Here is a 14,084-nt window from a genome sequence, read left to right on the forward strand (position 1 = left end):
CGTTAGGCTTCCTCAGCTGCTTTATATTCGCAACCTTCACCTCGTTGACACTCGCCATACAGATATAAGCTATGATTAGTTAGTTTGATTTTATTTTGCTCGGCAATACGTACCTGACGTTCTTCGATAACATCATCTTCGAACTCAAACACGTGACCGCAGGTTAAGCACACCAAATGATCGTGGTGTTCTTTCGCACTGAGTTCAAAGACCGAACGACCGCCTTCAAAATGGTGACGGGTAATAATACCTGCATCATCGAACTGGTTTAACACGCGGTAAACCGTGGCGAGGCCAATTTCATCCTTTTGCTCAAGCAAAATCTTGTAGACGTCTTCGGCACTGATATGCTGATTATCTGGTTGCTTAAGGATCTCCAAAATTTTTACGCGTGGGGACGTTACTTTAAGACCAGCTTTTTTCAATTGTTCATCATTTGTCGCCATGGTGCTCTTCGCTTTTTGTTTAGTTGTTCAATAGCTTTGCTCAAAATAGCGCAAAACCATCCTAGTTGGCTAGCTCTGCGAGACACATCTCTTCATAAACCTGTTTACACCATTGGGTAACACGGTCTTTTGTCAGTTCTGGCTGACGATCTTCATCGATACCTAAACCCACAAAATGATTTTCATCGACCAACCCTTTTGAAGCCTCAAAGTGATAGCTCTCGGTTGGCCAATGACCAACAATGATTGCTCCTCTTGCTTCAACGATATCGCGCACCATACCCATTGCGTCTAAGAAGTACTCGGCGTAGTCCTCTTGGTCTCCGCAGCCGAAGATGGCGACGAGTTTGTCAGTAAAATCAATTTCTTCTAACTCAGGGAAGAAGTCATCCCAGTCACACTGCGCTTCCCCGTAATACCAAGTGGGAATACCAAATAAAAGAAGATCGTAGCTCGCAATATCTTCCTTACTCGATTTTGCAATATCTTTGACCTCAACAAGCTTTTTGCCGAGTTCTTTTTCAATCATGTGGGCGACCGCTTCGGTATTACCCGTATCACTTCCAAAGAAAATTCCAACAGTTGCCATAAATCAACTTTCACCTGATTTTACTAAATTAACGACAGCTGGCAGCACTTGTTCTTGGTTTGCCAGCGAGATTTTAATCATCGCTTCGACTAAATCGCTGCGGGTGCAGCCCGAGGATGATGCGACTTCGTTCAAATGCTCATGCACTGACTGGTCGACTTTCAATTCTATTCGCTTTCTACCTTGACGTCGGTCTCGTTGCAGTTGCCGACGCTTATTAATTTTTAACTGCTCATTACGTGGTAATGGATTTGTTCGAGGTCGACCTTTACGCGGTTGATCAAGGAACAAATCGATCGTTACTTTATCCGTGTTTTCTTTTGCCATGTGTTTTCGGTCGATTTTAGACACCGACCTCCCAAATCACTTGGATAATGCCTTTAGCAATAAAACCAAAGCAGCCAAGAAACAACACCATCCATACGATAATGCGTCCGAATTTGGGGACCGATGAGCGATTAAGCACATCTCGAATAGCTAAGCCTATTAGTAAGAAAAGTATACCTAGCGTAATATTAGTAACGAGTACTTCTATTTGCTCATAATATTCAGCCAACATCCTTAAGATACCACCCTATAGGCCGACAGAAACGCCTCTTATAATAGCACAGTAGACTGTTAAAGACGACCGTGGCTCGCTAGAAAATCCTTTACAAGACGATTGAAAATGCGCGGTTTTTCGGCATGTAACCAATGGCCCGTGTTTTCAACAACTTTAACCTGCGAATTACTAAAACGCTCGGTGACTTGCGATTTATGTTGTTCGGTTAGATAGTCTGAATTCCCGCCTTTTATAAACAAACAAGGGCCGGAATAATCGCCATCGCTGACACTGCCGGCGATATCGTCGTATCGCTCGGTAATCGCGGTTAAATTGAGTCGCCACGCGAAATGGTCGCCATCCTTGCGGAGGTTTTTCAGTAAAAATTGGCGCACACCTTTTTCTTTGATCACCGAACTCAGTTGTTTATCAGCATCCGTGCGGCTCGTTATTTGGTGTAAATCTAAACCCGCTAAGGCATCTAATATTGTGTTGTGATGAGCAGGATAGGCGACTGGAGCAATATCTGCGAACACCGCTGCTTGGACACGCTCTTCGTAGCGCATAGCCACTTCCATGGCAATCTTACCGCCCATGGAGTGACCAACTAACGAAAACTTTTTTAAGGCTAATGCATCTGCAAGTGCCACAATATCGTCCGCCATTTCCGTATAGGTCATACTGTCATGGTGAGGGGAATCACCGTGATTGCGAGCGTCGGGTAGAACACAGAAGTAGTCGCGCTCCAAATCGCGAGCAAGGCTCTTTAGGTTATCTCCATCTCCGAACAAACCGTGAATGATAATAACGGCGGGATTCTGCTTGTCACCCATGGTTTCGTAATGCAGTAATTCTGACTCTGCCATCGTTGTGCCTTTAGTGTTAAACTTTGCTAATATTTTCCGAGCTTTAGTGGTTGGTTGCAAGTCAACCCTGCGAATCGATAACAATGAGGAATTAAAAACCGATGAAACGCATCGAAGTTGAAGACGATTTATACGCGTATATCGCGAGCCACACGCAACAAATCGGTGAGAGCGCATCAGATATTTTGCGCCGTCTATTGGGCTTCGACAGCATTGCTCAGGTTGAACCGGTGCAGGTCGAAGAGCGTGCTACTGACTCTGTGTTTAACCGTCTAAATCAGCAAGATGTTAATGTACAGAAAAGCGTAGTGGCACGATTTCTCTACATTTTGAGCATGCTGTATAAGACTCATCCCGAACAGTTTGAAACCGTATTGACTATTCGCGGCCGTGACCGCCAATATTTTGCCCGTTCGGAAGAGGCGTTGCTGACCAGTGGTAATAGTACGAATCCTAAGGCGATTCCCTCATCACCTTTTTGGGTGGTGACGAACAATAATACGACGAAGAAAAAATCGATGTTGACTCAGGTTGCGCAAAAGCTTGGATACAGCAAACCTGAAGTCGAGCAAATTAGGGACTTTTTATAATGACGGTGCATGAACGAGCGGGGCAGCCCGCAACCGCAGCGGATAGCGTAAACATCGCGCAGTTGGTCAGTGCATATTATGTGTATGAGCCGGACCCACGTAAAGCTCATCAAAAAGTGAGTTTTGGAACATCGGGTCATCGCGGTTCTGCGCTGGCGCGAAGTTTCAATGAAGCACATATTCTAGCAATTGCACAAGCAATTTGTGCCTATCGTGAAGAGCAGGGCATTGAGGGTCCGATTCTACTCGGCAAGGACACCCATGCACTTTCAGAGTCGGCTTACATTTCGGCACTCGATGTGTTTTTAGGTAATGGGTTAGAAGTACATGTACAAACAGAGCATGGTTATACGCCCACGCCTGCATTGAGTCACGCTATTTTGATGTACAACGCAAACCATCAAAAGCAATGTGACGGGGTGGTCATCACGCCTTCACATAATCCACCACAGGATGGTGGCTTTAAATATAATCCGCCGCATGGGGGACCTGCCGATGCTGATGCCACGCGGGTGATTGAAAAATATGCGAATGCACTACTGTCGTCTGGGCTTCAAGGCGTTAATACCTGTGAACGGGAAGATGTGTTATCACATCCAAAGTTAGTCTTTGTTGATTGGCGTAAGCACTATATTGACGATCTGCCCCGCTGTATCAATATGGACCTTATCAAAGGCGCAAACCTGCGTCTTGCGGTCGATGCAATGGGTGGCGCAGGTGCTGACTATTGGCACCAAATCGCTGAGACTTATGGGCTCAATATCGATATTTTCAACGATCACGTCGACCCAGGCTTTCAGTTTATGACCCTCGATAAAGACGGCAAGATACGCATGGATTGCTCATCACCTTATGCGATGACAGGTCTGTTGGCTTATAAAGATCGATACGATTTAGCCGGGGGAAATGACCCCGATTATGATCGCCACGGTATCGTTACGCCGGATGGCCTAATGAATCCTAATCATTACCTTGCTGTGGCTATTGATTATTTGTGTAAGTCGCGGGAATGGGCAGCCGATGTTGCAATCGGTAAAACACTCGTTTCTAGCCAAATGATAGATCGCGTTGTAGAAGATAATCAGCGTAAGGTTTATGAAGTGCCTGTTGGCTTCAAGTGGTTCGCTCAGCAGCTGCGTGATGGTGATATTGGTTTCGCAGGCGAGGAAAGTGCAGGAGCCACTTTGCTTGATCGCCAAGGTGATGTTTGGACCACCGATAAAGACGGTATCGTGATGGTATTGTTGGCCGCAGAACTGCAAGCTGCCACCGGTGAATCCCCGAGCGCTTATTACAAAAAATTATGTGCGCAGCACGGCGAAGCCTTTTATCAGCGGGTTGATACTGCATCGTCGTTGGAACAGAACGCGCGCTTCAAGGATATTCGAGCCTACAAATTGAAATTAACCACGTTAGCTGAAAGTAACGTTGTCGATATTTTTACAAAAGCGCCGGGTAATGACGCTCAGTTTGGTGGTGTCAAGGTCGTGTTAGAAGATGGCTGGTTTGCCGCACGACCCTCAGGCACTGAGCCGGTTTATAAAATCTATGCGGAAAGCTTTAAATCAGCCGCACACCTCGAGCAAATCATTGCTGAAGCGCGCGACTGGGTCGCTGAGCTTATTCAGTAATTGTTAGTGTACTGAAGCGCGTTAGCGCTTCAGTACCGCCGTACCATCCACTTCTTCTTCGGTATCGTCCTCTTCATCTGGCGCCTCTTCCGCCATGGAAGTTAATAGCTCATCGGAGGTTTGTGACGGTGCTAGAATAGCAAAGTTGCTGTGTAATTGTTCCTCAGCTTTAGCACGACGCGTGATGCGGTACAGTGCGTAACAACCCACAAAAGCGGTGAGACCACCAAGCAGTAGAAAGAAGTAGTTAATAGCACCGAACTGCATTAACGCAGCGACCGCCGGCGCACCAATGATACTACCTGCACCACCGATTTTGATGATAGCGCCCGTGGCACCAACCATCTGGTCTTTCTCGAGGTAATCGTTGGTGTGTGCCATACCGAGCGAGTAGAGCGGTAGAATAAAGGCGCCAAGCACCGCTACGACTAGATAAATGAGTAAGGCATTTCCGGCACCAAGCTGTGCAAGTACAATAGCGGCTGCGGTTCCGCCTGCGGCACAAATGGCGATAACAATACGACGATCAATGCGATCTGATAGCAAGCCAAACGGTGTTTGCGAGAGAAGTCCTCCCACTATAAACGCTGACATAAAGAACGTGATCTGTAGTACGGAAAGACCAATATACGAAGCATACATCGGACCGATACCGTAAAACATGGCGTAACATGCTTGCATTACAAATGCGTTGATAACCCCCAATGGTACTGTATTCAATAACATTTTAACGGGTACCTTGCGATTTTCGTGCGTGGTTGGCTCAACGGTAACGCTTACTAAGATGGGGATTAGCGCTAAATTGATAAGCAGTACCACAATGGCAAAGGCGATAAAGCCGCCGGGATCTGCGACACCGAGTATTAACTGACCGGCAATCAGACCACTGTAAATGATAACGAGGTAAATGGATAACAAGGTGCCACGGCTCTTGTTATCAGCCATGGTATTTAGCCAACTTTCAACAATGACGAAGATGCCTGATATCGCAAAGCCAGTCACAAACCGCATGACAAACCAGACGACAGGGTCAATCCAGATAGCTTGAACTAACACGCTGGCCGCGGCGAGGGCAGCCAGTCCGCCAAACGAACGTATATAACCGACTCGACGAATATCTTTGGGGGCGCGAGTCGAGCCAAATAAATAGCCAATAAAGTAGGCCGACATGATAAAACCAGTGACTAAGGTGCCAAAACCTTCAATCGTGGCGCGCAAACTGAGGAGCGTACTGGTCATACCGACACAGACCCCAATCAAGCTGATACTCGATAATAACGAGCTAATGCCACGTAATTGTTTTTTAAGCATAATGTTCCTAGTCACAAAATTTGTTTCATTTTAGCGAGATGACCGGTTTTTGACTAGGCTATCAATAAATTACTTGAATTTACGTTGTCGAGGGCATTCCCACAAGGTTATCCACAAGTTGTCACTTGCCGTGTTGCGTTTGGGTGTTTAACATGCATTTCATGAACGATTTTTTGAAGGCTGGCCTATGATGCGCGCAACAGTTCAATACTTCATCTGTATGGTAAGTTTATTACTGTGCTTGTCGGCACAGGGTCGACTTATTGATGATCTTTTCTCAGCGGAAATAGAAGTGTCCTCGCAGGCAGCGAGCCAACGTGATGAAGCGTTGCGCACAGCGTTTGAACAGGTGATATTAAAAATATCGGGAAGCGAGAAGACACTCGAGCATCGTGCGATAAAGAATGCTAAGAGTCAGTTGGACGACTACCTATTACAGTATGGTTATCGGCGTAACGGGAATACGTTATATCTCACCGCCAACTTCGATGGACGTAAGCTGTCTGAGTTATTTAAGGTTAATCAACTGCCCTACTGGGGGAGTAGACGTCCGGAATTGTTGATGTGGGTAGCCAGTAGCGACGAGCGTGGCAAACGGCATATTTTAGCAGCAAACGACGAGTCTATCTTTATTCAACAGATCCGCCACCTCGCTAAGCAACGCGGTTTACCCTTACAGTTTCCTTTAATGGATTTGACGGATGCAACGTCAGTGTCTATTTCTGACATTTGGGGACGTTTTTTGACCCCTATCGGCGACGCTTCACAGCGATATCGAGCAGATGGCTATTTGGTCGCGAAGGTAGCAGAACGCGGCGTGACGGATGATGAACCTAAAGCCGAGGGCGAAGCCGAAAAAGGCCGTTGGCGGTTAGACTGGGTGGTCCGTGTGGGCGATATTAGAAAGTCGGGCGAAGTGTTTGCAAATTCACGCGACTTTCTTGCAGGTCCGTTCATGAATCAATTGCATGAATCGCTTGCTAATGAATTTGCTTTGATTGCGTCAGGTGAGAGTCAGTTGATTCAGTTTCCTATTCGTGTGGAAGGTTTGCAGGGTTGGCAAAGTATTCTAGATATTCAAAGGTTCATTGCGAGTGTGACCTCTGTACAGCAAGTCAAGCTAACTGATTACAGCCCAACATTCAGCCGCTTTGAGGTGACCTTAACGGATACGCCCGATCATCTGTTACAAGCTATTGAGTTAGATGGGCGTTTACAACAAAAGCGTCGCGATCCCTTTGCTTTGCGCGAGCAAAGCGCTGAGGAGGAAACGACTTATCGGTGGGTGGCAACAGAATAATGACAGCCGGTAAGCAACAACCTCAGCAACTAACACTTGCAGTGCAGTTGCCTGATGATGAAAATTTTACCACCTACTTAGAGCAACAGAATGATAATGTGGTGCGTTGGCTCAAGCAAATCGCGACAAAACCTCTGAGTGAAACGCAGGGCGAACGCTTGACACTTTTATCAGGTCCTTCGGGCTCAGGGAAAAGTCACCTGTTACATTCGATTGTCTCATTAGCTGGACAACATACCCAAGTCATGTATTTGCCGTTGGCGGATTTGAAAGAAAGCAACGCCGAGCAAGTGCTAGCAGGCTTGGATGCATTCAATATTATCTGTCTAGATGATATTGATACGGTACTTAAGGACCCCACTTGGTGCTATGAGTTATTCAAATTAATTAACACGATTACAGATGCTGAGCACTGTCGCTTGATGATGACCGCTCATGCGAGTGCGAGTCAGTTATCAGTTGAACTCGCTGACTTGCGTTCTCGTTTACAATGGGCAACGGCGTTTCAACTCAGCCCACTCAATGATGATGGCAAGGCAAGCGCATTGACGCTTCGTGCACAATGGCGAGGTTTGCAGTTGCCGCACGATGTGGCTGTCTTCATGTTGCATCGGTTGGGACGCGATATGGGAGGGTTGTTGGCGCACTTAGATCAACTCGATAAAGCCTCTATCGCGCACCAACGAAAACTCACGATTCCATTTGTGAAACAAGTATTGGCTATTTAGCCTCTTTTTGCTTTTTAAGGCCCAGCCCTAATTCACGTCCGCGGTGCCGTGCAAACCCTGTTGCACCGACAAAAGCAACTGTCGTGAAAAGTATTTCTAAAACTGACCATACACGTTCATCAGGATGTGTGTATACGGTTGTGAGTCCGTGCAAAAAGTAGAACATCAAAATAAAATTAAACCAAGCGTGTGTGTAGGGCTTTCCTTTAACTAATCCAACGAGTGGAAATAACATCGGTAAAACCCAAAAAATTAACGATAGGTAAGTGGGTAGGGCACTCGTGTCACTTTCTGGAATGAGACCATGCCACAGAATCAGAAGTGCCAACAGCAGCCAGTAACCGGTCTGTGTGGCGATGCGAAAAAAGCGTGTTTTTGGTGCCATTTGAACGGCCATGTTATGCATCCTTGGTTGATTTTAGCTGTTGTGCAATTGTTGCAACTCGTTGACCCAAAGCAACGGCACTGGCTCGCTCATTGGCCGATAATGTCAAATTGGATGATGCATTTAACGCACCAGCACCGTAAGGCGAACCACCTGCATTATCGTGATGTAAACTCGGTTGCTCATAAGGAATGCCCGTTAGTAGCATGCCGTGATGAAGCAGAGGCAATGCCATATTAAGTAGGGTACTCTCTTGACCACCGTGTAATGAACTGGTTGTCGTAAAAACGGCTGCAGGTTTATCAATTAGATCACCATTTAGCCATTCGCGGCTGGTCGTCTCCCAAAATTTTTGCAGGTGTGCGCTCATGTGACCAAAACGAGTTGGACTTCCCATTATTAACGCATCACAGTTGATCAGCTCATTTTTATCAAGAAGTAAATCACGCATACTCGCGGCATCGCTATCGGTTTCGACCGTGCGTAAAAGCGCTTCAGCTCCGGTTGCCTGAACGCCTTCGGCTATGGCATCTGCAAGTAAACGTGTCTGACCGCCTCGGCTAAAATAAAATATGACGACGTTACAGCCACTCACTTTATCAACTCCAACGCATTCTCCGGCGGGCGTCCTAATACGGCCTTCTCACCCTTAACGACAATCGGACGTTCAATAAGCTTGGGGTTATTGACCATCGAAGTGAGCAATACCTCATCATCCGACTCGTCGGCTAACTTAAGTTCCTTATATACCGCTTCTTTTGTGCGCATCAGTTGTCTAGGGCTGATATCGAGTTTATTCAGCAAACTGCTCAGTTCGGCTTGACTTGGTGGGGTTTCGAGGTATTTGATAATGGTTGGCTCGATACCATGCTGTTGCAATAACTCAAGCGTTTGGCGTGACTTTGAACAACGCGGATTATGGTATATGGTAACTTTAGACATATTGATTCACTCTATTAGTCAAACGTTGTTTCTTATCATAACGAATACGGGCCGAATATGAAATTGTCATTGCTAGTTGCGACAGTGTTAGCATTGGGTGTAGTGGGTTGTTCACAAGAGCCGGACATTCAACTCAACAACGAAAGCCAGATAAACTGGCAAAATGGTAAAGCGAACACCGTGGTGGTGAATTACTTCGCCGAGTGGTGCACTCCCTGCCTGCGTGAGTTGCCTGAACTTAACGAGTTTTATCACAACGAAGTCAGTGACGACAGCCAACTAACACTGATTGGCATCAGTTTTGATCCGATGAGTAATCAGCAAATCAACGCGCTGGCGGAAAAACATGATATTGATTTTCCTTTGGCGTTGAGCCTGCCAGCACCGAAATTACCGTTTGATAAGCCGGGTATGTTACCGGCCACTTACATTGTTGGTCCAGGTGGAAAGGTGACCGGTCCACTGTTGGGTGAGCAAACACGAGCGAGTCTGCGAAAAGCGATTGCTAAAGCGCGCTCAGAGTAGTCCTTTCAGGCGTTCTTTTTCGGCGCGTATTTGATCAATACGCGCGTTAAGTCGTTTCTCGGTTAGCTTATTCTGTGTGTGATTTTGCGCTGTTTGTAGTTGATCAATAGCAAGATCGAAACCACCGCGGAGCGCCAAGGCTTCTGCGCGTGTCTCGTACATCGCGGCTCTATCAGAAGTTCGCTGATAGGCATCGGTAAGCAGATCGAGGGCAATTAATGAACCCGGTTCAGCTAACAGGTAATTGCGCAATAATTTCACGCCCAGCTCAGCCTCATTTGAACGAATCGCAGCATTCGCGTAGTTGAGTATAATCACCGGATCGTCAGGGCTTCGCGTGTACTCGCGCTTCAGCATATCAAGTGCCTTATCATTTTGTTCCAACGCAAGGTAAATATCGGTTTGCACATCAATATAGAAACGGTTTCTAGGATCGCGCTCAAGTAACGGGGTTAACCATTGTTGTGCCGTATCAGGATTGCTTGCATCGAGTGCTCTGATGGCCAATGCATAGCCGCCGGCTTGTTGAGTGATGATATTATCGCTTTTGGTCATTTTAACGAACTCACTATTCGGCGTGCTGCGTGTATAACGCGCATCAACTCGCGCTTTAGCAAGTTCAAAGTTTAGACTTTGTGGTACATCACGACGACCTAATGCCTCAGCACGGGTGCGCGTATCCGCGATACGGGACTCGGGAACGGGGTGAGTCAGTAACATTTCAGGAGGTTTTGATACGTAACGGTATTGGTCGGCTAGACGACCAAAAAAATTAGGCGCCCCCATGGGATCAAAACCGGCATTGGCGAGTGTTGTTATCCCAATACGATCGGCTTCTTGTTCAAATAGGCGTGTATAATTGATTTGTGCCTGACCCGTTGCGCCAATCGTTGTGTAGAGTCCGGCAGCGCCTGCTTCTGGATTGGCAATCCCTAACAAGATAGAGCCAATCACGCCGGCTATTGTGAGCGGCATGTTCTGTTGTTGCTCTTGCATACTCCGCACAATATGGCGCTGAGTTACGTGTGCTATTTCGTGCCCAAGGACCGCTGCGAACTCAGACTCATTGCGAGCTTGCTGAATGAGCCCAGTATGGACACCGACATATCCTCCCATAAAGGCGAACGCATTTATTTCGTTAATATTTAACCAAAAAAATGAGAAAGGGTAGCGTACGTTGTCCGCATTTCGTACTAAACGTTGTCCAACATCTTTAAGATAGCTGTTTAATACAGGATCCTGAATAACAGGTGCCGTTGCGCGTAGTTGGCGCATATAGTAGTCACCAACGACCTTTTCTCGCTCAATACTCATAAAGCCCGCTCCGGTGGTGCCGATTTCGGGCAGGTTTCTATGTTGCTGAGCAAGGGCCTCGGGTGCTTGAAACGCGGAGGGAAGCGCTAACATGAGCGCAAGCGCAATCCCACTTGTCATAAAGCGCTGAGTTTTTCTGAGATACAACATTCACATTAACCGCTGTTATAACGCAATATTCTACGTAGAGTTATTAATTTACAATAAGTTCCTTTTCTACTCTATGGTGTTACCGTAAGATTGCAAGCATCGTGAACCTTTAATCACACCGAACAGGAAGCTCGGAATGTTCCAACATATTCAGCAGTGGTATCGGAATAAGTTTTCAGACCCCAATGCAGTGACGCTATTTTTATTGCTCATTGTGTCGGTTCTATTGATTGTATTTTTCGGTGGAATATTAGCACCCATTCTAGCTGCGATTGCGCTCGCTTATTTACTTGATTGGCCTGTAAATCGATTGATTGACGCGGGGATGGGGCGTTTGGCTGCCACCATTATTGTTATGAGCCTCACCATTTGTATTGCGACGCTGTGCCTGTTTACGCTCGTGCCAGTGGTCTGGCAACAAAGCACAACGCTGATTCGTGAGCTACCTGATATGTTGGCGAACTTGCAAGTGTGGTTGCACAAACTACCCGAATTGTTTCCATCGGTGATTGATGAATCGCAAATAACCGAGTTGATGCTAACTGTTAAACGTCGTGTCGTAGGGCTCGGCGAGCAAATATTGACGAGCTCTTTGACTTCACTGGTCAATGTAATGGCGATGCTGGTTTACTTAATTGTCGTGCCGTTATTAGTCTTTTTCATGCTCAAAGACAGGAATACGCTCCTTGCTCATTTCAGCCGCATATTGCCCACTAACCGTCGTTTAATTACGCAAGTCGGTCAGGAAATGAACCTGCAAATCATGAACTATATCCGCGGCAAAGCTCTGGAAGTCATTGTGGTTGCCGTGACCTCTTTTGCTGTGTTCTTTGCTTTTGATTTACGTTACACGACGTTGCTGTCAATTTTAGTCGGGTTATCAGTATTGATACCGTACATTGGTGCCGTCGTGGTGACCATACCCGTCGCATTAGTGGCATTATTTCAATTCGGTGCTACAGGTCCATTCATTTACGTGATGATTGGCTACCTCATTATCCAAGCGTTAGATGGCAACGTGCTCGTGCCATTATTGTTTTCCGAGGCGGTGAGCCTCAATCCGGTCTATATTATTGCTGCGGTGCTTATCTTTGGTGGTATTTGGGGTTTTTGGGGCGTATTTTTCGCGATACCGTTGGCGAGCTTAGTCAAAGCGGTGATAACCGCTTGGTCAAGTCGAGAAGCCCTGATTGAGAAGAGTAGTCCAGCCGAAGAATAAGGCGCTCAGTGCGCCTTATTCCGAAATGACTTTAGTTCTGCTCTAAATGATCGAGTACCACTTGGTGGTGCTCTTTTGTTTTGAACTTATCAAATACGTGACTCACCGTACCGTCCTGTTCAACTAGAAAGCTGATTCGATGAATACCATCGTACTCTTTGCCCATAAATTTTTTTGGACCCCAAACTCCAAACTTATCTGCAATCGCATGATCTTCATCGCTCAGTAGCGTGAAGTTAAGCTCGTCACGTTCAGTAAACTTATTTAATCGCTTAGGCGCATCAGGACTAATACCGACTGAGATGACATTGTGTTCTAGTAAACGATCTTTTTCATCACGCAAGTTCTGCGCTTGAACAGTGCAACCAGGGGTCATTGCTTTTGGGTAGAAATACACCAACACACGATGGTCTTTCAGTAATGCTTGTAAAGATACTTTTTCTTCGTTTTTATCTAAAAGTTCAAAGTTAGGCGCTTTGTCGCCAGCTTGTAAACGTTCCATTTCTAACTCCTAACGATAAGATCCAGTATATATATGATAGCGAAGCTGGGTTTGGATTAAAATGAAGGGAACAAATTACGTGCTACGTGTTCCTAGTCTTGTGTTTATTTGGGGCTACCAGTAACATTAGGCCCCATGATTAGGAATTTGGAGCCTATATGCTAACAGGTAGTATTGTTGCCTTAGTCACACCGCTGACTAAGCATGGGAATATCGACTATAACGAACTTGAAGAACTCGTGAATTTCCATGTTGAATCCGGGACAGACGCAATTGTCGCGGTAGGCACAACGGGGGAGTCAACCACACTCAGCCATGAAGAACACATTGATGTTGTTGCTGCGATGGTCGAACTCGCTAATGGCCGCATCAAAGTAATTGGAGGTAACGGCTCAAACTCCACCGCCGAGGCCGTGCAACTCACAGAGAAGATGAGTCACTTTGGTGTCGATGGTTTTCTCAACGTCACACCTTACTATAACAAGCCTTCAGTAGAAGGCCTGATCGCCCATTATTCAGCTTGCGCTGACGCCTCAGATAAGCCGCAGATTTTATATAATGTGCCCGGTCGAACCGCATTAGACATGCCACCTGAAGTGGTTGAACAACTCGCTGAAATTGATAATGTGATTGGCATTAAAGAAGCGACGGGCGATGTTTCTCGTGTCGAAGAACTGAAGCGTCGCTGTGGCAACCAATTTATTTTGCTGAGTGGCGATGACCCGACCGCGTGTGAATTTATGTTGCGCGGTGGGCATGGTGTTATCAGTGTTACAGCCAACGTAGTGCCAAGCCGAATAAAAGCGCTGGTTGATGCTGCGACTCGTGGAGAACGTGAAAAAGCTGAACAAATCGATAGTGAACTCCGTGAACTCAATAATGCATTGTTTGTTGAATCAAATCCGATTCCAGTTAAGTGGGCTCTCGCGTTAATGGGTAAATGTAGCGCCAATTATCGTTTACCTCTGACGCCGCCAAGCGAAGACAGTCAGCTTGTTATCGAGCGCGCCCTCAACCAATTACACTTACTTAAGTAGCAGGAGTG

Annotated in this window: 18 protein-coding genes; 7 read left to right on the forward strand and 11 right to left on the reverse strand. The window is 46.4% G+C overall.

Annotated elements, in window-relative coordinates; translation table 11 throughout:
* Window positions 1-2: 2 nt before the first annotated feature.
* The 5 genes from fur to AC3AP5_RS04105 form a co-directional block, all read right to left on the reverse strand.
* Entirely contained in the window at window positions 3-446 is a 444-nt protein-coding gene (gene fur, locus AC3AP5_RS04085; RefSeq protein ID WP_006955501.1) for a ferric iron uptake transcriptional regulator, read from the reverse strand.
* Between the two features lie 61 nt (window positions 447-507).
* Window positions 508-1,035 carry a flavodoxin FldA gene (gene fldA / locus AC3AP5_RS04090; RefSeq protein ID WP_006955500.1) on the reverse strand — a complete coding sequence of 176 codons (528 nt, stop codon included), beginning with the start codon at window positions 1,033-1,035 and terminating at the stop codon, window positions 508-510.
* Window positions 1,036-1,038: 3 nt separating this feature from the next.
* A complete protein-coding gene (gene ybfE, locus AC3AP5_RS04095; protein ID WP_040487872.1) occupies window positions 1,039-1,362 on the reverse strand; it encodes a LexA regulated protein in 324 nt (107 codons plus the stop codon).
* A gap of 16 nt (window positions 1,363-1,378) precedes the next feature.
* Complete coding sequence (locus AC3AP5_RS04100; protein WP_006955498.1) at window positions 1,379-1,594, reverse strand: DUF2788 domain-containing protein; 216 nt, start codon at window positions 1,592-1,594, stop codon at window positions 1,379-1,381.
* Between the two features lie 59 nt (window positions 1,595-1,653).
* Entirely contained in the window at window positions 1,654-2,442 is a 789-nt protein-coding gene (locus AC3AP5_RS04105) for an alpha/beta fold hydrolase (protein ID WP_272978117.1), read from the reverse strand.
* Between the two features lie 101 nt (window positions 2,443-2,543).
* Between AC3AP5_RS04105 and AC3AP5_RS04110 the strand changes: the two genes are divergently transcribed.
* Together AC3AP5_RS04110 and pgm are read left to right on the forward strand one after the other, a co-directional pair.
* On the forward strand, window positions 2,544-3,032 hold the full coding sequence (locus AC3AP5_RS04110) for a replication initiation regulator SeqA (protein WP_286681921.1): 489 nt from the start codon (window positions 2,544-2,546) through the stop codon (window positions 3,030-3,032).
* Window positions 3,032-4,663 (forward strand): phosphoglucomutase (alpha-D-glucose-1,6-bisphosphate-dependent), encoded by a 1,632-nt coding sequence (gene pgm, locus AC3AP5_RS04115; protein WP_487327056.1) that lies wholly within the window; start codon window positions 3,032-3,034, stop codon window positions 4,661-4,663. The genes AC3AP5_RS04110 and pgm overlap by 1 nt, the downstream gene beginning before the upstream one ends.
* Before the next feature lie 21 nt (window positions 4,664-4,684).
* On the opposite strand, the gene AC3AP5_RS04120 is transcribed toward pgm, so the two are convergent.
* On the reverse strand, window positions 4,685-5,974 hold the full coding sequence (locus AC3AP5_RS04120; protein WP_487327057.1) for an MFS transporter: 1,290 nt from the start codon (window positions 5,972-5,974) through the stop codon (window positions 4,685-4,687).
* 187 nt (window positions 5,975-6,161) lie between these two features.
* On the opposite strand from AC3AP5_RS04120, the gene AC3AP5_RS04125 reads away from it, so the two are divergent.
* Together AC3AP5_RS04125 and hda are read left to right on the forward strand one after the other, a co-directional pair.
* Complete coding sequence (locus tag AC3AP5_RS04125; protein ID WP_272978119.1) at window positions 6,162-7,274, forward strand: DUF2066 domain-containing protein; 1,113 nt, start codon at window positions 6,162-6,164, stop codon at window positions 7,272-7,274.
* Window positions 7,274-8,002, forward strand: a complete 729-nt coding sequence (gene hda, locus AC3AP5_RS04130; RefSeq protein ID WP_487327058.1) for a DnaA regulatory inactivator Hda — start codon at window positions 7,274-7,276, stop codon at window positions 8,000-8,002. Before AC3AP5_RS04125 ends, hda begins: the two co-directional genes overlap by 1 nt.
* On the opposite strand, the gene AC3AP5_RS04135 is transcribed toward hda, so the two are convergent.
* The 3 genes from AC3AP5_RS04135 to arsC are packed head-to-tail and all read right to left on the reverse strand — an operon-like array spanning window position 7,995 to window position 9,329.
* On the reverse strand, window positions 7,995-8,399 hold the full coding sequence (locus AC3AP5_RS04135) for a DUF2069 domain-containing protein (RefSeq protein ID WP_006955490.1): 405 nt from the start codon (window positions 8,397-8,399) through the stop codon (window positions 7,995-7,997). The two genes, hda and AC3AP5_RS04135, sit on opposite strands and share 8 nt — an antisense overlap.
* A gap of 1 nt (window position 8,400) precedes the next feature.
* Complete coding sequence (locus AC3AP5_RS04140) at window positions 8,401-8,982, reverse strand: NAD(P)H-dependent oxidoreductase (protein WP_006955489.1); 582 nt, start codon at window positions 8,980-8,982, stop codon at window positions 8,401-8,403.
* Window positions 8,979-9,329: an arsenate reductase (glutaredoxin) gene (gene arsC / locus AC3AP5_RS04145; protein ID WP_006955488.1), complete on the reverse strand. Its 351-nt coding sequence runs from the start codon at window positions 9,327-9,329 to the stop codon at window positions 8,979-8,981. Before arsC ends, AC3AP5_RS04140 begins: the two co-directional genes overlap by 4 nt.
* Window positions 9,330-9,386: 57 nt before the next feature.
* Between arsC and AC3AP5_RS04150 the strand changes: the two genes are divergently transcribed.
* The gene (locus AC3AP5_RS04150; protein ID WP_006955487.1) at window positions 9,387-9,854 is read left to right on the forward strand and encodes a TlpA family protein disulfide reductase; all 468 of its coding nucleotides are present in this window, start codon (window positions 9,387-9,389) and stop codon (window positions 9,852-9,854) included.
* Here the strand turns inward: AC3AP5_RS04150 and bepA are convergent.
* Window positions 9,846-11,318 (reverse strand): beta-barrel assembly-enhancing protease, encoded by a 1,473-nt coding sequence (gene bepA / locus AC3AP5_RS04155; protein WP_006955486.1) that lies wholly within the window; start codon window positions 11,316-11,318, stop codon window positions 9,846-9,848. The two genes, AC3AP5_RS04150 and bepA, sit on opposite strands and share 9 nt — an antisense overlap.
* Before the next feature lie 136 nt (window positions 11,319-11,454).
* Here bepA and AC3AP5_RS04160 point away from each other — a divergent pair, with 136 nt between their 5' ends.
* Window positions 11,455-12,537 (forward strand): AI-2E family transporter, encoded by a 1,083-nt coding sequence (locus tag AC3AP5_RS04160; RefSeq protein ID WP_006955485.1) that lies wholly within the window; start codon window positions 11,455-11,457, stop codon window positions 12,535-12,537.
* Window positions 12,538-12,568: 31 nt separating this feature from the next.
* Here the strand turns inward: AC3AP5_RS04160 and bcp are convergent, their stop codons facing one another.
* Window positions 12,569-13,039 (reverse strand): thioredoxin-dependent thiol peroxidase, encoded by a 471-nt coding sequence (gene bcp, locus AC3AP5_RS04165; protein WP_006955484.1) that lies wholly within the window; start codon window positions 13,037-13,039, stop codon window positions 12,569-12,571.
* A 158-nt stretch (window positions 13,040-13,197) separates the two neighbouring features.
* Here bcp and dapA point away from each other — a divergent pair, with 158 nt between their 5' ends.
* Window positions 13,198-14,076 (forward strand): 4-hydroxy-tetrahydrodipicolinate synthase, encoded by an 879-nt coding sequence (dapA, locus tag AC3AP5_RS04170; protein WP_006955483.1) that lies wholly within the window; start codon window positions 13,198-13,200, stop codon window positions 14,074-14,076.
* Window positions 14,077-14,084: the final 8 nt, after the last annotated feature.

It is taken from the genome of Idiomarina sp. D18, assembly GCF_057748155.1.